Annotated in this window: 17 protein-coding genes; 1 reads left to right on the plus strand and 16 read right to left on the minus strand. The window is 73.1% G+C overall.

The genetic code is table 11. The annotated features are described in order from the left end of the window. Positions 1 to 32: 32 nt before the first annotated feature. The 13 genes from aroQ to ACIQF6_RS29195 all read right to left on the minus strand — a co-directional run bounded on the left by aroQ (position 33) and on the right by ACIQF6_RS29195 (position 13,519). Positions 33 to 476 carry a type II 3-dehydroquinate dehydratase gene (gene aroQ / locus ACIQF6_RS29135; RefSeq protein WP_400900245.1) on the minus strand — a complete coding sequence of 148 codons (444 nt, stop codon included), beginning with the start codon at positions 474 to 476 and terminating at the stop codon, positions 33 to 35. Beyond that, on the minus strand, positions 473 to 1,567 hold the full coding sequence (gene aroB / locus ACIQF6_RS29140; RefSeq protein ID WP_400900247.1) for a 3-dehydroquinate synthase: 1,095 nt from the start codon (positions 1,565 to 1,567) through the stop codon (positions 473 to 475). The genes aroQ and aroB overlap by 4 nt, the downstream gene beginning before the upstream one ends. After that, positions 1,560 to 2,081: a shikimate kinase gene (locus ACIQF6_RS29145; RefSeq protein WP_400900249.1), complete on the minus strand. Its 522-nt coding sequence runs from the start codon at positions 2,079 to 2,081 to the stop codon at positions 1,560 to 1,562. The genes aroB and ACIQF6_RS29145 overlap by 8 nt, the downstream gene beginning before the upstream one ends. Continuing rightward, entirely contained in the window at positions 2,078 to 3,262 is a 1,185-nt protein-coding gene (gene aroC / locus ACIQF6_RS29150; RefSeq protein ID WP_400900251.1) for a chorismate synthase, read from the minus strand. Before aroC ends, ACIQF6_RS29145 begins: the two co-directional genes overlap by 4 nt. A gap of 295 nt (positions 3,263 to 3,557) precedes the next feature. Beyond that, entirely contained in the window at positions 3,558 to 4,382 is an 825-nt protein-coding gene (locus ACIQF6_RS29155) for a shikimate dehydrogenase (protein WP_400900253.1), read from the minus strand. Next, positions 4,379 to 5,071, minus strand: a complete 693-nt coding sequence (locus ACIQF6_RS29160; protein ID WP_400900255.1) for a hypothetical protein — start codon at positions 5,069 to 5,071, stop codon at positions 4,379 to 4,381. The genes ACIQF6_RS29155 and ACIQF6_RS29160 overlap by 4 nt, the downstream gene beginning before the upstream one ends. After that, on the minus strand, positions 5,068 to 5,880 hold the full coding sequence (locus ACIQF6_RS29165) for an ABC transporter ATP-binding protein (RefSeq protein ID WP_400900257.1): 813 nt from the start codon (positions 5,878 to 5,880) through the stop codon (positions 5,068 to 5,070). The genes ACIQF6_RS29160 and ACIQF6_RS29165 overlap by 4 nt, the downstream gene beginning before the upstream one ends. Positions 5,881 to 6,053: 173 nt before the next feature. Then, positions 6,054 to 8,063, minus strand: a complete 2,010-nt coding sequence (gene mltG / locus ACIQF6_RS29170) for an endolytic transglycosylase MltG (RefSeq protein ID WP_400900259.1) — start codon at positions 8,061 to 8,063, stop codon at positions 6,054 to 6,056. Positions 8,064 to 8,173: 110 nt separating this feature from the next. Beyond that, positions 8,174 to 9,367 (minus strand): endolytic transglycosylase MltG, encoded by a 1,194-nt coding sequence (gene mltG, locus ACIQF6_RS29175; protein WP_400900261.1) that lies wholly within the window; start codon positions 9,365 to 9,367, stop codon positions 8,174 to 8,176. Positions 9,368 to 9,453: 86 nt separating this feature from the next. Beyond that, the gene (ruvX, locus tag ACIQF6_RS29180) at positions 9,454 to 9,942 is read right to left on the minus strand and encodes a Holliday junction resolvase RuvX (protein ID WP_400900263.1); all 489 of its coding nucleotides are present in this window, start codon (positions 9,940 to 9,942) and stop codon (positions 9,454 to 9,456) included. Further along, positions 9,939 to 12,605 (minus strand): alanine--tRNA ligase, encoded by a 2,667-nt coding sequence (alaS, locus tag ACIQF6_RS29185; protein WP_400900265.1) that lies wholly within the window; start codon positions 12,603 to 12,605, stop codon positions 9,939 to 9,941. Before alaS ends, ruvX begins: the two co-directional genes overlap by 4 nt. Next, on the minus strand, positions 12,605 to 13,036 hold the full coding sequence (locus ACIQF6_RS29190; protein WP_400900267.1) for a DUF6167 family protein: 432 nt from the start codon (positions 13,034 to 13,036) through the stop codon (positions 12,605 to 12,607). Before ACIQF6_RS29190 ends, alaS begins: the two co-directional genes overlap by 1 nt. Positions 13,037 to 13,042: 6 nt before the next feature. After that, positions 13,043 to 13,519 carry a DUF948 domain-containing protein gene (locus ACIQF6_RS29195; protein ID WP_387861619.1) on the minus strand — a complete coding sequence of 159 codons (477 nt, stop codon included), beginning with the start codon at positions 13,517 to 13,519 and terminating at the stop codon, positions 13,043 to 13,045. Between the two features lie 229 nt (positions 13,520 to 13,748). Between ACIQF6_RS29195 and ACIQF6_RS29200 the strand changes: the two genes are divergently transcribed. Then, positions 13,749 to 15,800, plus strand: coding sequence for an ATP-binding protein (locus ACIQF6_RS29200; RefSeq protein WP_400900269.1), 2,052 nt, complete (start codon positions 13,749 to 13,751; stop codon positions 15,798 to 15,800). Positions 15,801 to 15,871: 71 nt separating this feature from the next. On the opposite strand, the gene rpsD is transcribed toward ACIQF6_RS29200, so the two are convergent. The 3 genes from rpsD to ACIQF6_RS29215 all read right to left on the minus strand — a co-directional run bounded on the left by rpsD (position 15,872) and on the right by ACIQF6_RS29215 (position 18,898). After that, positions 15,872 to 16,486: a 30S ribosomal protein S4 gene (gene rpsD / locus ACIQF6_RS29205; RefSeq protein WP_035860039.1), complete on the minus strand. Its 615-nt coding sequence runs from the start codon at positions 16,484 to 16,486 to the stop codon at positions 15,872 to 15,874. Between the two features lie 306 nt (positions 16,487 to 16,792). Then, positions 16,793 to 18,142 (minus strand): replication-associated recombination protein A, encoded by a 1,350-nt coding sequence (locus ACIQF6_RS29210; RefSeq protein ID WP_400900272.1) that lies wholly within the window; start codon positions 18,140 to 18,142, stop codon positions 16,793 to 16,795. Between the two features lie 150 nt (positions 18,143 to 18,292). Then, the gene (locus tag ACIQF6_RS29215; protein WP_400900274.1) at positions 18,293 to 18,898 is read right to left on the minus strand and encodes a hypothetical protein; all 606 of its coding nucleotides are present in this window, start codon (positions 18,896 to 18,898) and stop codon (positions 18,293 to 18,295) included. Positions 18,899 to 18,906: the final 8 nt, after the last annotated feature.

An 18,906-nucleotide genomic window follows, 5' to 3' on the forward strand; every position in this document is an offset into this window, starting at 1 on the left:
GCCACCGGGCCTCAGGGCCTGCCTCGGCCCGGTCAGCGGGTGGTCAGCTGTTCGGCCAGTGCCCGCAGGGCGAGTTCGTACGAGCCGAGGCCGAAGCCCGCGATGGTGCCGGAGGCGACTGCGGCGATCACCGAGGTGTGCCGGAAGGTCTCGCGGGTGTACGGGTTGGAGATGTGCACCTCGATGAGCGGGGCGGTGCGCTGCGCGGCGGCGTCCCGCATCGCGTACGAGTAGTGGGTGAACGCACCGGGGTTGATCACCACGGGGGTCTTCGCGTCCGCCGCCTCGTGCAGCCAACCGACCATCTCGGCCTCGGAGTTGGTCTCCCGGACTTCGACCGAGAGGCCGAGTTCCGCGCCCAGTGCGACGCAGCGCGCGACCAGGCCGGTGTACGAGGTGGAGCCGTACACGTCGGGTTCGCGGGAGCCCAGCCGGCCCAGGTTGGGGCCGTTCAGGACGAGCACCGGGACGGTCATCCGGAGACCTCCGCGTATGCCGCGACCAGCAGCGACGGGTCGGGGCCCTCCAGGACGGAGGTCTTGGCGAGGCCGTCCAGGACGATGAAGCGCAGCAGGTCGCCGCGGGACTTCTTGTCGATCTTCATGGCGTCCAGCAGCTTCGGCCAGGCGTCCGCCCGGTAGCTGAGCGGCAGGCCGACCGAGGCCAGCACGGTGCGGTGCCGGTCGGCGGTGGCGTCGTCCAACCGCCCGGCGAGGCGGCCGAGTTCGGCGGCGAACACCATGCCGATGGAGATCGCCGCGCCGTGCCGCCACTTGTAGCGCTCGTTGCGCTCGATGGCGTGGCCGAGGGTGTGGCCGTAGTTGAGGATCTCCCGGCGGCCGGACTCCTTGAGGTCGCCGGAGACCACGTCGGCCTTGACCTGGATGGCCCGGCGGATGAGTTCCAGGGTGTGCGGGCCGGCCGGGGTGGTGGCGGCCGCGGGGTCCTGCTCGATCAGGTCGAGGATGACCGGGTCGGCGATGAAGCCGGCCTTGATCACCTCGGCCAGCCCGGAGACGTAGTCGTGCTTGCCGAGGGTCTCCAGGGTGCCGAGGTCGGCCAGCACGCCCGCGGGCGGGTGGAAGGCGCCGACCATGTTCTTGCCCTCGGCGATGTTGATGCCGGTCTTGCCGCCGACCGCGGCGTCGACCATGCCGAGCAGCGTGGTGGGCACCGAGATCCAGCGCACCCCGCGCAGCCAGCTGGCGGCGACGAAGCCCGCCAGGTCGGTGGTCGAGCCGCCACCCAGGCCGATGATCACATCGCTGCGGGTGAAGCCGGTCTGGCCGAGCACCGACCAGCAGTACGCGGCGACCTCGACGCTCTTGGCGTCCTCGGCGTTCGGGACCTGGAGCACGATCGCCTCGTAGCCCTGGTCGGCCAGGTCCTCGCGGATCGCCTCGCCGGTGGCCTCCAGCGCCTCCGGGTGGATGATCGCGACCCGCTTGGCCTGCGGGCCGATCAGCGGGGCGAGTTCGCCGAGCAGCCGGTGCCCGATCAGCACCTCGTACGGGGCGTGGCCGTCGCTGCCCGCCACCTGGATCCGGACGATGTCGCTGTCAGTCATGAGGGTTCTTCAACTCCAGTGCTTCGAGTACGGCGTCGGCGACCTGCTCCGGCGTGCGGCCCTCGGTGTCGACCACGGCGGTGGCGACCTCCAGGTAGAGCGGGCGGCGGGCCTCCATCAGTTCGCGCCAGCGGGCCCGGGGGTTGACCGCGAGCAGCGGGCGGGGGGCGTCCAGGCCGACCCGCTTGACCGCGTCGGCGAGGGCGACCTCCAGGAACACCACGGGCAGCGGCGCGAGCAGCTCCCGGGTCACGGGGGCCATCACGGCGCCGCCGCCGAGCGCGAGCACGCCCTCGTGGTCCGCGCAGGCGGCCGCGACGGCCTCCCGCTCCAGCTGCCGGAAGTGCGGCTCGCCCTCGTCCACGAAGATCTCCGGGATGGCCTTGCCGGCCGTCCGTTCGATGTCCGCGTCGGTGTCGCGGAACGGCAGGCCGAGGCGTTCGGCGAGGACCCGCCCGACCGTGGACTTGCCACTGCCGGGCGGGCCGACCAGCACCACAGCGGGCGTGGTCATCGGACGATCAGGTTGTCGAGGTACGACTGCACGTTGCGGCGGGTCTCGGAGACGTTGTCGCCGCCGAACTTCTCCGCCACCGCGTCGGCCAGCACCAGCGCCACCATCGCCTCCGCGACGATGCCGGCCGCCGGGACGGCGCACACGTCGGACCGCTGGTGGTGCGCCTTGGCGGGCTCGCCGGTGCGCACGTCCAGCGTCTGCAGGGCGCGCGGGACGGTCGCGATCGGCTTCATCGCGGCGCGGACGCGCAGCAGTTCGCCGGTGGACAGACCGCCCTCGGTGCCGCCGGAGCGGCCGGAGGCGCGCTTGACGCCCTCGGGGGTCGGCAGGATCTCGTCGTGCGCCTTGGAGCCGGGGATCCGGGCCAGCTCGAAGCCGTCGCCGACCTCGACGCCCTTGATCGCCTGAATGCCCATCAGCGCGGAGGCCAGCCGGGCGTCCAGCCGGCGGTCCCAGTGCACGTGCGAGCCGAGGCCGACCGGCACCCCGTACGCCAGCACCTCGACGACGCCGCCGAGGGTGTCGCCGTCCTTGTGGGCCTGGTCGATCTCCGCGACCATCGCCTTCGACGCGTCGGCGTCCAGGCAGCGCACCGGGTCCTCGTCCAGCCGGGCCTCGTCGGCGGGCAGCGGCAGCACCCCGGCCGGGGCCTTGGCCGCGGCCAGCTCCACCACGTGGCTGACGATCTCGATGCCGCAGGTCTCCTTCAGGTAGGAGCGGGCGACCGCGCCGAGCGCGACCCGGGCCGCGGTCTCCCGGGCGCTGGCGCGCTCCAGGATCGGGCGGGCCTCGTCGAGCGAGTACTTCTGCATGCCGGCCAGGTCGGCGTGGCCCGGGCGGGGGCGGGTCAGCGGCTCGTTGCGGGCCAGGCCCGCGAGCACCTCGGGGTCGACCGGGTCGGCCGACATGACCTGCTCCCACTTCGGCCACTCGGTGTTGCCGACCATGACCGCCACCGGCGAACCCATGGTCACGCCGTGCCGGACACCGCCGAGGAAGGTCACCTCGTCCTGCTCGAACTTCATTCGCGCGCCGCGACCATAACCGAGCCGCCGGCGGGCCAGCGCGTCGGCCACCATGGCGGTGGTGACCGGCACTCCGGCCGGCAGGCCCTCCAGCGTCGCGACCAGAGCGGGGCCGTGCGACTCCCCCGCCGTCAGCCAGCGCAAGCTACCCACCGAAAAGCTCCTTCGTCAGCGGCCCGCGCGCCGTGAACGGCGGCCGGCCCGGCGTCTCGTCCTGCCCGGCCGCAGAATGCGACGGGGCGAACACCGATCCTTTCACGTCCGGGCGGCCACCGGGGTCACGGTCCGCGTGGCGGACAACGGGCGTCCGCCGACGCCGCCCGGCCGGACCGACGAAGCCGCAGCTCAGGGCACCTGACCCGGGCCCGGAACGCGGACGCCGTCCCAGAAACCCGCCCGGCATCCAGGACGGCGACGCCCACCCCGGGCGAACCGGCGCAGCCGCGGCTCAGGACGCCAGCGCCGCCTCGCCCGCGGCGCGCATCGCGGCCAGCGGGCCGCGCTCGACGCCGGTGAACCACTCGAACTGGAGCACCGCCTGGTGCACCAGCAGGTCCAGCCCGCCGAGGACGGTGCCGCCGCGCTCCAGGCACGCGGCGGCCAGCGCGGTCGGCCACGGGTGGTAGAGCACGTCGAACAGCACGCCGGGAGTCCCGGTCAGCGCGGACGCGAAGGCGTCGGTGGCGCCGACCGGAGTGGTGGAGACGGTCAGCGGGCCGGCCAGCGCCCGGGCCGAGTCCGCCCAGTCGGCGGTGCGCACGGCCACACCGAGCTTCTCCCCCAACTCCCGCATCTCAACGGCCCGTTCGGCGCTGCGCACATACACCGTGACCTCGCCGTCGCAGATCTGGCCGAGCGCGGCCAGCGCGGACGAGGCGGTCGCCCCGGCGCCCAGCACCGCCGCCGAGGCGACCCGTTCGACGCCGCGCTCGCGGAGCGCGTTGACCAGCCCGGGGACGTCGGTGTTGTCACCGTGCCGCCGCCCGTCCGGGCCGAACACCACGGTGTTGACGGCGTCCACGGACCGCGCGGTGTCGCTGACGGTGTCCAGCAGCGGCCGGATCGCCCGCTTCAGCGGCATGGTCAGCGACAGGCCCGCCCAGTCGGCGTCCAAGCCGGTGACGAAGGCCTCCAGCCCGGCCTCGTCGATCTCGTACCGGTCGTAGCGCCACTCGTCCAGGCCGAGCGCGGCGTAGCCGGCCCGGTGCAGGGCGGGCGAGAGCGAGTGGGCGATCGGCGAGCCGAGAACGGCGGCCCGGTGCGCAGTGGTCACGACACGATCCTTCGGGGAGTTCGGTACAGGTGGACGTCGATCGGGTCCTCGGACGCGAAGGCGAAGCCGCGCCGCTCGTACGGGCGGCGGGCGGGGCTGCCCTGCATCACGACCCACCGGGCGGCAGGCCCGGCGGCGTCGACGTCGTCCGGCGCGGCACGCAGCCCGGCGACGCCGGGGCCTCGGCCGTGCGGTGCCGGAGCCAGTGCCGCGCCGGGCAGCCTTCGCCCGTCGAGGAGCGACGTCCGGTGCGTGCTGTCGGCGTGCCGGCCGGAAGCACTGGGTGTACTTGGGTTTCGGCCCGTGCGGCGGGAGTGCCCGCCCGGGGGCGCCTCCCAGCCCGCCGGGCCGGGGGCGCGTCGCGACGGCGCAGAGGTCGCCTGCCGCGGCACTGGACGGAAGCGCTCCGGCACCGGCGCGCCGGGCCGGCCCGCGTCCGGGCGCAGCGCCCGGCGGCCGGCCGGCGGCGGAGAGCCGGGCGCATCCGGCACCGGGGTGTGCGCGGACCGGTGCGCGTCGCGGGTCCGCGGCGGGACCCGGTGCTCGTCGAACCGGCCGAGGCGTTCCAGGTCGGGCCGTTCCAGGTCGGCGCGTTCCAGGTCGGGGCGCCGCGCCGCCGCCCGCGGCTCGACCGGCGGTTCCGGGTCGGCGTCGGTGGCGGGGCGCGGCGTCCGGGCCGGGACGGTCACTCGGCGCCCCGGCGGGTGCGGGCGGTCCAGCGGCCCTCGCTGTGGCCGATCCGGATCGGGTGCCGGAAGCAGTCGGAGACCAGCTCGGTGGTGAGCACCTCGGTGGCCGGGCCGGCGGCGGTGGTCAGGCCGTCGCGCAGCAGCAGCGCGTGGCTGGTGGTCTCCGGCAGCTCCTCCAGGTGGTGGGTGACCAGCACGGAGGCGACCTCGGGGAAGCGGCGGCGCAGTTCGTCCAGGCTCTCCAGCAGCTGTTCGCGCGCCGTCAGGTCGAGGCCGGTGGCGGGTTCGTCGAGCAGCAGCAGCCGGGGCTCGGGCATCAGCGCGCGGGCGATCAGCACCCGGCCGCGCTCGCCCTGGGACAGCGTGGTCCAGGCGCTGTCCGCGCGGTGCGCGACACCCAGCGTGTGGATCAACTCCTCGGCGTGGTCGAGCTGTTCGGCGGTCGGCTTGCGGAACGGATCCGGCTCGATGGACTGCGTCGTCCCGGTCAGCACCACCTGACGGACCGTCAGCGGCGAACGCAGCGGATGCCGCGGATTCACATGTCCGAGGTGCGCCCGCAGCTCCCGCACGTCCACCCGTCCGAGCTGCCGGCCGAGCACCTTCACGGTGCCGGCCGTCGGGTGCTGAACCGCCCCGAGCAACGACAGCAGGGTGCTCTTCCCGGCGCCGTTCGCCCCGAGCACCGCCCAGTGCTCCCCGGCCCGAACGGTCAGCGACACGTCCTTCAACAGATATCGGCCGTCGCGGACCACGTCCACGTGGGCGGCTTCCAGAAGTGCCAGGTCCGAGGGCTGCAAGGTCTCCATCCGGGTCACGCTACTCGCTCACCCCGGCCGTCCCGCAAAGCCGTTCCGCCCACCGGACGCCCCGGACCCGGACCCGGCTCCCACGCCCACGCCCACGCCCACGCCCGGAGAACGTCAGCCGCCCCGAACGCGCGGCGGCGCGGCCGGTCGCAGTGACCGACCGCGCCCACAACTCACTTGCAGACGACCTGCTTCGCGTCGTACTGCTTGCCCCTGGAGATGCACCAGTCCTTGGTGTTCTGCGCGTGCTCCTCGCCGGTGACGGCGAACTTGGTCTCCGACGGCGAGATCGCCAGCCAGTACGCCCAGTCGCCCGGCGTCGGGTTGAGGACCGCCTTGATCGCGTCGTCGCCCGGGTTGGAGATCGGCGTGGGCGGCAGGCCCGGGTTCATGTTCGTGTTGTACTTCAGCGACTTGTCGTTGATCTCCTGGTAGGTCAGTTCCTTGCGGCCCAACTGGTACTGGAGCGTGGTGTCCACGGCGAGCTTGTGGCCGGTGACGTTGGTGGTCAGGCGGTTGGACATGGCCCGGGCCATCTTGCCGAAGTCCACCGAGTTGTTGCCCTCGGCCTGCAGGATCGACGCCTCGGTGATCACCTCGTAGCCGTTCTTCAGGCCGACCTTCTGCGCCGCCTCGTCCAGCTTGAGATCGTTGTAGCGCTGGACCGCGTTGGCCACCATCTGCTTGAGCAGCTCCTCGGGCTTCATGCCGTCGGCGATGGAGTACCGGGCCGGGTACAGGAAGCCCTCGGGGTTGTTGTTCGCGTAGGCGGGCAGGCCGAGGTTCGCGGCCTGGTCCTTGGCGACCTGCGCGGTGGCGCCCTTGTCGAGCTTCAGCTTCTCGTCGATCTTGGCGTAGATGTCCGTGGCCCTCATGCCCTCCGGGAGGATCAGCACGTTGCCGCCGTTGGACTCCATGAGCTCCTGGAGCGCCGCCGCGGCGGACATCTCGTGCTTCATGGTGTAGAGGCCGGGCTGGATGCCGCGGGCCTTGTCGTTCTTCTCGTACGCATTGGTGAACGCCTTGACGCTCTTCACCACGCCGGCGTCCCGCAGCACCTTCCCGATGTCGCCGCCGAGCGCGCCGGAAGCGACGGTGATGTTGACCGAACCGGAGCCCTCGCCCGTGAAGTCCGGCGGCGGGCCGAAACGCTGCTGGTACTGGCCGTAGCCCCACCAGCCGGCGCCGCCGGTCACGCCGAGCAGCACCAGGGCGACCACCAGGCAGGCGCCGCGGTTGCGGCGGCCCGACTGCTTGCCCTTCTCCTTGCGCTTGCGCTCGGCCTCACGGGAGTTGTCCTGCTCGGAGAAGAACGACGCGGTGCCGCCCTCCTCCTCCTCGGCGTACTCGTCCTCGGCCCACTGCTCGTCCTCGCCGGCGCGTTCGTCGAACTCGCCCGGCTCGACGACGGCGGGCGCCGCCCCGGGGTTCTCCAGCGCGGCGGCCTCCGCCTCCCAGTCGATGCCGTCCGGACCGGGCCCGCTCGGCGCCGCGGGCTGCGGCCGAGCGGCCCGGGGCTGCACCGGCTGGGGCATGCCCTGCTGCTGAACGCCCTGCTGGGGCATGCCCTGTTGCGGCATCCCCTGCTGCTGAACGCCCTGCTGAACACCCTGCTGCTGAAGGCCCTGCTGCGGCATCCCCTGCTGCATCGGCTGCTGCGCCATGCCCTGCTGGACGAACTGCTGCTGCCCGCCCTGGGTCGCGCCGCGCTGCTGCGGGTAGCCCTGGCCGCCCATCGGCATCTGCTGCGGCGGAACCTGCTGCACCTGCTGCTGCGGGTAGCCCTGCTGCTGGCCGAACTGCTGCTGTTGCTGCGCGAACGGCTGCTGACCACTGTGCGTCATCCCCGGCTGGGGCATTCCCTGCTGCACCATGCCGGACTGCGGCATGCCCTGCTGCTGCGGGTAGCCCTGCGGCTGCTGCTGGACGTAACCCTGTTGCTGCGGGTAACCGTGCCCGCCCATCGGCATCTGCTGCTGGGGCGGGAAGCCCTGCTGGGGCATCCCCTGCTGGGGCACCATGCCCTGGTCCTGCGCCTGCCCCTGCTGCGGCATCCCCTGCTGCGGGTACCCCTGCGGATACTGCTGGCCGAAGTCCTGCTGACCGTACGGGGGCTGCTGCTGTTCGCCGGGGAACCACGCCTGTTCGCCCTGGGCACCGTAGCGCCCGCTCTGATCAGTCATCGATCCCCTTACCGCGTCCAGGGTGGCTGTCGAACCGGCGTGCTAGTGCCGCCTCTGCTGGGAGACGTTACCGTACCGCAGCGTAGCCACCGGGCGTCACTCCCTGTTGTTCACGGGGCGACCGGTGGGGAGTCGGAGGCGGTCGGGGACGGGTTCTGTGCGCGATGTGCGTTGAACTCGTCGACGTTCTTCCGTTGTTGGTCGGAGCTGTCGGTGAAGCGGGTGTCGCCGGGCTGAACCGTCACGAAGTACAGCCAGTCACCGTCGGCGGGGTGGATGGCGGCGCGCAGCGCATCGCGGCCGGGGTTGCCGATGGGGGTGGGCGGCAGGCCGGCGTGGGCGTAGGTGTTGAACGGGGAGTCGAGCTTGGTGTCGGCGACGGTGGTGGTGAGGGTGGAGCGGCCGAGCGCGTAGTTGATGGTGGAGTCGAGCTGCAGCGGCATGTTCTTCGCCAGCCGGTTGTAGACGACCCGGGCGACCCTGGCCATGTCCTCGGGGTTGTCGGCCTCGGCCTGGGCGAGGCTGGCGACGACGAGCAGGCCGTAGGGGGTGACGTTGTTGTTGGTGGCGGCGTCGTCGACGGCGCTGCCGTCGAGCCGGTTGTCGGCTTCCTTGACCATCTCCTTCAGCAGGGTGAGCGGGGTGCTCTCGCCGGTGATGGGGTAGGTCGCCGGGAACAGGTAGCCCTCGGGGTGGCCGTCCGCGTCGGCGGGCAGGCCGAGTTCGTCGAGGTGCTCCTCGACGGCGGCCTTGGTGGTGCCGGCGGGCAGTCCGAGCCGGGAGTCGACGGCGGCGTAGACCTGGGTGGTGCGCCAGCCCTCGGGGATGGTCAGGGCGTTGGCGTTGGCCGGGTCGAGCAGCACGTTGAGGGCTGCGGTCGCCGACATCTTCTCCTTGAGGGTGTAGGTGCCGGGCTGGATCCGGTTGCCGGCCGGGCTCTTGGCGGCGGCCTCGGTGAACGCCCGGACGGAGGCGATCACGTGTTTGGTCGTCAGGGTCCTGCCGATCTGGGTGATGCTGGCGCCCTGGGCGACCGACACCTGCACCCGGCCGGTGCCGGTGCCGACGTAGTCGGGGGCGGGCTTCTTGCCCTCGGGCCAGACCAGGAACAGCGCGACGGCGGCGGCCGCCACCACGCCGAGCAGCCCGGTGACGCTGAGACAGCAGGCCGCGCCGGTGCGCAGCCGTCCCGGTTCGGGCTGTTCGACGCCGTACGGCAGTCCGGGCGGGGCGCCCTCGGGTTCGAGCACGGGTGCGCCGAGGTGACCGGGGGTCAGTCCGGGTGCGGTGTACGGGTCGGTCACGGCGGGCCTCCGGCGGCGGGCATGCGATCGGGGCCCGTGCGGACGCGCGTCCGCACGGGCCCCGATCGGAACCTAAGCCTGGCCGGTCAGACCGTCGGCTCGACACTCTCGCCGGGTGCGCGTCCGCTCACCCGTTCGGTCTCAAGGGCGGCCTGGAGGATCACCACGGCCGCGGCCTGGTCGATCACCGAGCGGCCCTTCTTGGAGGACCGGCCGGAGGCGCGCAGCCCGGCAGCGGCGGTGACGGTGGTCATCCGCTCGTCGACCAGCCGCACGCCGACCGGGTAGAGCAGCATGGCCAGCCGGCCCGCGTAGTCGCGGACCTTGGCGGCGGCCGGGCCCTCCTTGCCGCTCAGCGAGCGCGGCAGGCCGACCACCACCTCGATCGCGTCGTACTCCTCGACGATCGACTTGAGCCGGGCCTGCGAGCGGCCCCCGGCGGGGACGGTCTCCACGGGCGTGGCGATCAGCCCGTCGGGGTCGCAGACCGCGACCCCGATCCGGGCGTCGCCGACGTCCACGGCGATCCGCCGACCGCGCCGGAAGACCTTCTCTTCGATGGAGCCGTCGGTCACGCGCGCTCGGCCACCAGTGCCCGAACGGCCTCGATCGCCTCGTGGACCGCGGCCGGGTTGCTGCCGCCGCCCTGCGCCACGTCGTCCTTGCCGCCACCGCCGCCGCCGAGGGTCTTCGCCGCGGCGCGGACCAGCTCGCCGGCCTTGATGCCGCGGGCCCGGGCGTCCTCGCTGGTGGCGATGACGGTCAGCGGGCGGTCGTTCGCGACGGTGAACGCGGCGACCACGGACGGGCGGTTGCCGAGCCGGGCGCGGATGTCCAGCACCAGCTTGCGCAGCTCGTCCGCACCGGTGCCGTCGCCGACCCGGGCGGCGACCAGGGCCACGCCCTTGATGTCCTGCGCGCCCTCGGCGAGGCCCGCGGCGGCCTGCAGCACCTTCTCGGCGCGGAACTTCTCGATCTCCTTCTCGGCGTCCTTGAGCTTGGCGAGCATGCCGGAGATCTTCTCCGGCAGCTCCTCCGGGCGGCCCTTGACCAGCTCGGTGAGCTGGGAGACCACGGTGTGCTCGCGGGCCAGGAACTTGTACGCGTCCGAGCCGACCAGCGCCTCCACGCGGCGCACGCCGGAGCCGATCGAGGACTCGCCGAGCAGCTTCACCAGGCCCAGCTGGGCGGTGTTGGCGACGTGCGTGCCGCCGCACAGCTCCTTGGAGAAGTCGCCGATGGTGACCACGCGCACCGAGTCGCCGTACTTCTCGCCGAACATCGCGATGGCGCCCTGCTTGCGGGCCTGGTCCATCGTCATCACCTCGGCGGTGACGTCGAGTTCGCGGGTCAGCACGTCGTTGATCTTCTGCTCGACGTCGACCAGCACGCTGCCGGGCACGGCGGCGGGCGAGCCGAAGTCGAAGCGGAAGCGGCCCGGCGCGTTCTCCGAACCGGCCTGGGCGGCCGTCGGGCCGAGCGCGTCGCGCAGCGCCTGGTGGGTCAGGTGGGTCGCCGAGTGGGCGCGGGCGATGGCCCGGCGGCGCTCGGTGTCGATGGTGGCGTACGCGGACGCGCCGAGCACCACCTCGCCGAACAGCACCCCGCCGGAGTGCACGATGACGCCCGGCACCGGCTGCTGCACGTCGCGGATCTCGACGACCGCGCCGGAGTCGAGGCGGATCCGGCCGTGGTCGGCGAGCTGGCCGCCGCCCTCGGCGTAGAACGGGGTGCGGTCGAGGATCAGCTCGACCTCGTCGCCCTCGCTCGCGGCCGGCGCCGGAACGCCGTTCACCAGCAGGCCGACCACGGTGGCCTCGCCCTCGGTGGCGGTGTAGCCGGTGAAGACGGACGCGCCGGCACTGTCGGCGACCTCGCGGTACGCGGCGACGTCGGCGTGGCCCATCTTCTTCGCCTTGGCGTCGGCCTTGGCGCGGTCGCGCTGCTCCTGCATCAGGCGGCGGAAGCCGGCCTCGTCGACCTGGAGGCCCTGCTCCTCGGCCATCTCCAGGGTGAGGTCGATCGGGAAGCCGTAGGTGTCGTGCAGCTTGAACGCCTGCTCGCCGGAGAGCACCACGCTGCCGCCGGCCTTGGTCTCGGTGACCGCGGCATCCAGCAGGTTGGTGCCGGAGCGCAGGGTCTGGAGGAAGGCGTTCTCCTCGGCGACCACGACCGTCTCGATGCGCTTGCGGTCGGTCTCCAGCTCCGGGTACTGCGGGGCCATCGCCTTGATCGAGATGTCGATCAGGTCCTTGGCGACCGGCCCGGTGGCGCCCAGCAGGCGCATGTTGCGGATCGCCCGGCGCAGGATGCGGCGCAGCACGTAGCCGCGGCCCTCGTTGCCGGGGGTGACGCCGTCGCCGACCAGCATCAGCGCGGTGCGGAAGTGGTCGGTGACCACGCGCAGCGAGACGTCCGACTTGTGGTCGGCGCCGTAGCTGTGGCCGGTGAGCTCGGCGGCGCGGTCGAGGATCATCCGGCTGGTGTCGATCTCGAACAGGTTGTCGACCTCCTGCAGGACGGCGGCGAGGCGCTCCAGGCCGAGGCCGGTGTCGATGTTCTTGCTCGGCAGGTCGCCGAGGATCTCGAACCCGTCCTTGCCGTCGCCGTGGCCGCGCTCGTACTGCATGAAGACCAGGTTCCAGATCTCCAGGTAGCGCTCGCCGTTGACCGCCGGGCCGCCCTCCTCGCCGTACGCGGGGCCGCGGTCGTAGTTGATCTCCGAGCACGGGCCGCACGGGCCGGGGACGCCCATGGACCAGAAGTTGTCCTTCATGCCCAGGCGCTGGATCCGCTCGGACGGGACGCCGATGACGTCGCGCCAGATCTGCTCGGCCTCGTCGTCGTCCTTGTAGACGGTGATCCAGAGCTTCTCGGGGTCGAGGCCGTAGCCGCCGTCCGCGACGGAACTGGTGAGCAGCTCCCAGGCGAACTTGATGGCGCCTTCCTTGAAGTAGTCGCCGAACGAGAAGTTGCCGCACATCTGGAAGAACGAGCCGTGCCGGGTGGTCTTCCCGACCTCCTCGATGTCCAGGGTGCGGACGCACTTCTGCACGCTGGTGGCGCGCGAGAACTGCGGCTTGACCTCGCCGAGGAAGTACGGCTTGAAGGGCACCATGCCGGCGTTGACCAGCAGCAGGGTGGGGTCGTCGGCGACCAGCGAGGCCGACGGTACGACGGTGTGGCCGCGCTCCTCGAAGAAGCGCAGCCAGCGGCGGCGGATCTCTGCCGACTCCATCAGTGGGGGTCCTTCCGATCGGTCGTGCGTCCCGGCAGCTCGCGCTGGCGGGGCTTGGCAACGATTTGGGGGGTGGTGCGGCGCGTGCCGCGAGACGTGGGCAGGGCGGCGGCCGGGGAGCCCGGGGCCGCCGAGATAGCTCGGTCCCCGCCGGAGCCGGCCGCGCCGCTGAGGGTGCGGCGGCGGGGCGGTTCGACGACCGCGGTGCCGTCCAGGCCCAGGTCGGCGCGCAGCTGCTGCTCGCGCTCGGCCATGCCGGTCTTCACGTCGCGGGCGAACTGCCGGGCGGCGTCGCCGAGTTGGAGCGCGCCGCGGGCGGCGCTGCCGGACAGCGAGTCGGGCGTGAGGCGGTGCACCGCCTCGTTGGCCTTGCTCATGGCCCACACGGTCGCGCCCGCGCCGACCGCCATCCAGAAGATCCTGCGCACCATCGCCGCTCAGCCCCTCACGGCCCGGCGGACCCGGGCCAGCAGCCCGCCGCGCGGTGCGGTCGCGGCCCGTACCTCGGCCCGGATCAGCCGGGCCAGCTCCTCGCGCTCGCCGCTCTGCTGCGGCACCACGGGCCCGGCCTGCTGGCGGTTCACGGCCCGGCGCACGCCGTAGCTGAACGCGGCCAGCTTCACCAGTGGCCCGCCGACGGTGGCGGCCACCGTGGAGGACAGCGCCTTGGCGTCGGCGGCGGCGTCCTGGACGTTGGCGGTGATCTCGTCGACCCGCTCCAGCTGCTCGTGCGCGCTGCGGACGGCGGCGTTCGCGTCCTGCAGCAGCGGCACGGCCTGCTCGGTGACGGCGGAGACCAGGACGGTGGCCTCCCGCAGCACCTTGGACAGCCGGACCAGGACCACGGCGAGCAGGGTGACCAGGACCGCCCAGAAGACGGCGACCAGCAGCCCGGCCAGCTCTCCCACGGACACCTTCGCGCGCTCCCTCGCCTGTGCCAGTCACACTCTTGCAATCCCAGGGTTGAACCCTACCGTGACTGCCGACCGCTCCCCGACCGGATATCGGCAGGTACGCCCGGCCCCGAACCGGTCGGATGTGCGAACACCGCGCGTAACCTACCGTCCGGTCACCTCGTTGGGGAGGTGACTCGCGGGGCACGGGCCGAACAGGCACTAACGACGGGGGCGTCCCTTGGACGACATGGCGGCAGCGTCGAGCGGGCCGGGCCGGCTGCCCGCCGAAGTCACCCGCTTCGTCGGCCGGGCCGCCGAACTCGACGCCCTGGCGGGGCTGCTCGGCCGCTCCCGGCTGGTCACCGTGACCGGGCCCGGCGGGGTCGGCAAGTCCCGGCTGGCGCTGCGGGCCGCCGCCCGGCTCGCCGCCGGCTTCCCGGACGGCGTCCGCCTGGCCGAGCTCGGCCCGGTGCGCGACCCGCTGCTGCTCGGCCGCACCGTGCGCGCCGCGCTGGCCCAGGCCGGCCCCGGCGCGCGCCCGCTCGCCGACCGCCGCCTGCTGCTGGTGCTGGACGGCTGCGAGCACCTGGTCGACGCCTGTGCCGGGCTGGTCGACGAGCTGCTGCGCGCCGCACCCGGCCTGCGGGTGCTGGCCACCTCCCGGCAGTCCCTGCGGGCGGCCGGCGAGCGCCTGCTGCCGCTGGCCCCGCTGCCGGTCGAGCCGGCCCGCGGCCGGGCCGACTCCGAGGCGATGCTGCTGTTCGCCGACCGGGCCGCCGCCGTCCGGCCGGGCTTCCGCCTCGACGGCGCCAACCGCGCCGAGGTGGCGCTGCTCTGCCGCCGCCTGGACGGCCTGCCGCTGGCCCTGGAGCTGGCGGCCGGCCGACTGCGCGCGCTGTCCGTGGAGCAGCTGACGGCCCGGCTGGACGACCGCTTCCGGCTGCTCACCGGCGGCGGCCGCACCGCCTTGGCCCGGCACCGGACGATGCGCACCGCGATCGGCTGGAGCCACGAACTCTGCACCATGCAGGAACGTTTACTCTGGACGCGCCTGTCGGTCTTCGCCGGCGGCTTCGACCTGGACGCCGCCGAATACGTCTGCGGCGGCGAGGGCCTGGACCTCGACGACATCCTCGAACTCCTCGACTCGCTGGTCGACAAATCCGTCCTGGAACGCCTCGACGGCGAACCCGCCCGGTTCCGGATGCTCGACACCCTGCGCGACTACGGCGCCCACTGGCTGCGGGCCGGCCACGACCACCCGCGGCTGCTGCGCCGCCACCGCGACTGGTACCTGTCCGTCGCCACCTGGGCCGAAGCCGAATGGTTCGGCCCCCGGCAGGCCGAGACCGCCGAACGCACCCGGCTCGCCCACCCCGACCTGCGCGCCGCCCTGGAGTTCTCGCTCGCCGAACCCGGCGAGGAACAGCACGCCCTCACCCTGGCCGGCGCCCTCTGGTACTTCTGGATCGGCACCGGCCGGCTCGGCGAAGGCCGGCTCTGGCTGGACCGCGCCCTCGCCCGCGCCCCCGAACCCACCGACGCCCGCGCCAAGGCCCTCTGGGTCGCCGGCCACCTCGCCACCCTCCAGGGCGATCCGGCCCGAGCCCGCCCCGCCCTCGCCGAGTGCCACCGCCAGGCCCGGGCCGCCGGCGACCCCCGGGCCCTCGCCCACGCCGTCCACCGCCAGGGCTGCGCCGCCCTGGTCGGCGACGACCCGGCCCGCGCCGCCGCCCTCCTCGACGAGGCGCTGCGCCACTACACCGCTCTCGGCGAACTCGACACCCACGTCCTGCTGGCCATGGTCGGACTCGCCCTGGCCCACCTGTTCCTCGGCGACGAACCGACCGGCACCGCCTGGGCCGAACGCGTCCGGGACAGCTGCGAGCAGTACGGCGAGCAGTGGGCGCACGGCTACTGCCTGTACGCGATGGCCTGGGCCCGCCGCCAGTCCGGCGAACCGCGCGCGGCCCGCGGCTTCGCCCGCGAGTCGATCCGGCTCGCCCACCCGCTGCGCGACCCGCTCGCCCTCGTCCTCGCCCTCGACCTGCTGGCCCTGCTCGCCGCCGAGGACCCCGCCCCCGACCCGTACGAGGCCCGGGTCCTCCAGGGCGCCGCCCACCGGCTCTGGGCGGCGGTCGGCACCCCGTTCCTCGGCTCCCGCACCTTCCACGGCCCGCACCTGGCCTGCGAACGCCGCGCCCGCGCCGCCCTCACCGAGCAGCAGTACGACGAAGCCTTCCGGCTCGGCGCCCGCCTCGACCTGGACGCCGCCGTCCGCCGCGCGCTCGGCCCCTGAAAACGCGCCCGGCCCCGGAAACGGGAAACGCCCCCGCGGTCCGAGGACCGAGGGGGCGTTCCGCTCGCGGGTCAGCGCGAGTAGTACTCGACGACCAGCTGCTCGTCGCAGACGACCGGAACCTCGCGGCGCTGCGGCGCGCGGTCCAGACGGAAGGCCAGGGCCTTCAGGTTGACCTCGAGGTACTTCGGGGTCTGGCCCTCGCCGGCGTTGCCGCCCTCGCGAGCCACCTGGAAGGGGACCTTCTCCTTGGACTTTTCCTTGACCGTGACGACGTAGCCCGGCTTCATCTGGAACGACGGCTTGTTGACCTTCGAGCCGTTGACCTCGATGTGACCGTGCACGACCATCTGGCGGGCCTGGTAGATGGTGCGGGCGATGCCCGAACGCAGGACCAGGGCGTCGAGGCGGACCTCCAGCAGGGCGACGAGCGCCTCACCGGTCTTGCCCTCGACCTTCTTGGCGGCCTCGAAGGCACGCGCCATCTGCTTCTCGCTGAGGTCGTACTGCGCGCGCAGACGCTGCTTCTCGGTCAGACGGACCTTGTAGTCAGAGTTCTGCTTGCGGCCACGGCCGTGCTGGCCGGGCGGGTACGGGCGGGCCTCGAAGTACTTGACGGACTTCGGGGTCAGCGGAACGCCGAGAGCACGGGCGATCTTGACCTTGGGGCGCTTCTGGTTCGCCATGTTTCCTTTTCCTGTTCAGATACGGCTGTCACCAGGTGTTGACGGAGGACGCTTCTCGCGGCCCGGAGAAAAACCGTCCGTCGCCGGATGGTCAGCCGCTCTCCGCGACCGGGCACTATGTGCTTGCACACGAGAGGCCCACCGACCGGGAAAGGTGGTGGGCTGCCCGCGACACCGAAAGCCGGTGCGCGCCGCTCCTGGAGAACTCCCTTGCGGGAGGCCTCCGTTGGTTGCCCCGCTGGTGCGGCCGGTCGCTCCTCGCGGAACCCCGGGCCCGGGACACACTGCGGACAGTCTACAGGCTGTTCACTCGCCCTTGAGCCGGGCCCTGGTCCACTCCGCGATCTCCGCGTACCGGGCCTCTCCCCCGCGCCTGGTCGGCCGGTAGTACTCCTTGCCGTGCACCGCGTCCGGCGCGTACTGCTGCGCGGCGATGCCCTCCGGCAGGTCGTGCGGGTACTGGTAGCCCTTGCCGTGCCCCAGCTTCTTCGCCCCGCCGTAGTGCGCGTCCCGCAGGTGCGCCGGCACCGCGCCCGCCAACCCCTGCCGGACGTCCGCCAGCGCCGCGTCGATCGCCAGGTACGCGGCGTTCGACTTCGGCGCCAGCGCCAGCGCGATCGCCGCCTGCGACAGGATGATCCGCGCCTCCGGGAACCCGATCAGCGCGACCGCCTGCGCCGCCGCGACCGCCGTCGGCAACGCGGTCGGATCGGCCAGGCCGATGTCCTCACTGGCCGAGATCATCAGCCGCCGGGCGATGAACCGCGGGTCCTCCCCCGCCTCGATCATCCGCGCCAGGTAGTGCAGCGTGGCGTCCACGTCACTGCCCCGGATCGACTTGATCAGCGCGCTCGCCACGTCGTAGTGCTGGTCGCCGTCCCGGTCGTACCGCACCGCCGCCCGGTTCACCGCCGTCTCGGTCGCCTCCAGCGTCAGCACGCCCCCGCCCTGCTCCAGCGCCGCCCCCGCCGCCGCCTCCAGCATGGTCAGCGCCCGCCGGGCATCGCCCCCCGCCAGCCGCACCAGGTGGTCCTCGGCGTCCTCCGCCAGCTCCACACTGCCGCCCAGCCCCCGCTCGTCCGCGGTCGCCCGGCGCAGCAGGGTCCGGATGTCCTCGTCGGTCAGCGACTCCAGGGTCAGCAGCAGGGAACGCGACAGCAGCGGCGAGATGATCGAGAAGTACGGGTTCTCGGTGGTCGCGGCGATCAGCGTCACCCAGCGGTTCTCCACCGCGGGCAGCAGCGAGTCCTGCTGCGCCTTGGAGAACCGGTGGATCTCGTCCAGGAACAGCACCGTCTCCCGCCCGGTCATCCCAACCGCCCGCCGGGCGCCGTCGATCACCGCACGGACTTCCTTCACGCCGTGCGTGATCGCCGAGAGTTCGACGAACCTGCCCTCCACCGCCTGGCTGATCACATGCGCCAGCGTGGTCTTCCCCGTCCCCGGCGGCCCCCACAGAATCACCGAACTCGTGGCCGCCGGCCCCTTCGCCCCCGCGACCAGCCGCCGAAGCGGCGAGCCGTCCTTCAACAGCTGCTGCTGCCCCGCCACCTCGTCCAACGTCCGCGGCCGCATCCGCACCGCGAGTGGGGCGCGCCCCGGCTCAGCACTCTGACGTTCCTCGGCTGCATGCGTGAAAAGGTCCGGCTCGTCCACGGAACGCAACCCTATACGGCGGGAATCCGGGGGCGCGGGGAACTGCGCGCAGCCGGAGGCACCCGAGCGCGGGATCACGACGCGGGAGAACGACCGGCACGCGGCCGCGACCCTGCGGACGGGCTCCGCGCCTGTCGCGCGGTTCCCGCGTCACTGCGGCCGGTGCAGCAGCACCACGTCGAACTCCTCCAGCCCGTAGATCACCGTCCCCGACGCCGCGCTCGCGGCCGCTCGCGCCGCCGCCTGCGCTCCGCGGGAGGCGTCGAACGCCCGGCGGTCGGCGAAGATCGTCCCGACCACCCCGATCGACCGCTTGCGGTCGATGAGCATGGCGGCCCCCACGTACCCGTCGATCTTCCTGAGCGCCGGCAGGCCGTTCTCCTCGAAGCCGCGCGCCACCCCGTCCGCGCCCGCCGCGCCGAACGCGAAGCGGGTGAGCCGGAAGCCCCCGTTCTCGACGGCCGGGCCGGGCTCGGCCGCGGCGACGTCCCAGCGGTTGACGACGACGGTCGCGGCGAACGGGACGAGCAGCGTGTCGCGGCGGTCGGCCAGCGCGGTGTCGCTGGCGGCCTCGTGTTCGGGGGTGTCCCACCAGGAGCCCATGGTGAGGGTGCCGAGTTGCCGGTTGGCGAACAGTCCGTAACCGCGGTAGCCGGGCTGTCCGGAGAGCATGTCGACGGATTCGCCGCGCAGCGCGTCGAGGCTGTCCTCCAGCAACGCCGGGTCGCCGGTCGCGTAGACGGTGCGGACATACATGGCGGGCC

Source organism: Kitasatospora sp. NPDC092948 (assembly GCF_044754805.1).
Classification (GTDB): Bacteria; Actinomycetota; Actinomycetes; order Streptomycetales; family Streptomycetaceae; genus Kitasatospora.

What these genes read in the sequence shown, in the direction of transcription:
- ACIQF6_RS29145 (WP_400900249.1), bottom strand. Translation starts at nt 2,081, where the DNA reads ATGACCACGCCCGCTGTGGTGCTGGTCGGCCCGCCCGGCAGTGGCAAG.
- ACIQF6_RS29215 (WP_400900274.1), bottom strand. Translation starts at nt 18,898, where the DNA reads ATGTATGTCCGCACCGTCTACGCGACCGGCGACCCGGCGTTGCTGGAG.
- alaS (WP_400900265.1), bottom strand. Translation starts at nt 12,605, where the DNA reads ATGGAGTCGGCAGAGATCCGCCGCCGCTGGCTGCGCTTCTTCGAGGAG.
- ACIQF6_RS29200 (WP_400900269.1), top strand. Translation starts at nt 13,749, where the DNA reads ATGGCGGCAGCGTCGAGCGGGCCGGGCCGGCTGCCCGCCGAAGTCACC.
- aroQ (WP_400900245.1), bottom strand. Translation starts at nt 476, where the DNA reads ATGACCGTCCCGGTGCTCGTCCTGAACGGCCCCAACCTGGGCCGGCTG.
- ACIQF6_RS29165 (WP_400900257.1), bottom strand. Translation starts at nt 5,880, where the DNA reads ATGGAGACCTTGCAGCCCTCGGACCTGGCACTTCTGGAAGCCGCCCAC.
- mltG (WP_400900259.1), bottom strand. Translation starts at nt 8,063, where the DNA reads ATGACTGATCAGAGCGGGCGCTACGGTGCCCAGGGCGAACAGGCGTGG.
- aroB (WP_400900247.1), bottom strand. Translation starts at nt 1,567, where the DNA reads ATGACTGACAGCGACATCGTCCGGATCCAGGTGGCGGGCAGCGACGGC.
- ACIQF6_RS29190 (WP_400900267.1), bottom strand. Translation starts at nt 13,036, where the DNA reads ATGGTGCGCAGGATCTTCTGGATGGCGGTCGGCGCGGGCGCGACCGTG.
- rpsD (WP_035860039.1), bottom strand. Translation starts at nt 16,486, where the DNA reads ATGGCGAACCAGAAGCGCCCCAAGGTCAAGATCGCCCGTGCTCTCGGC.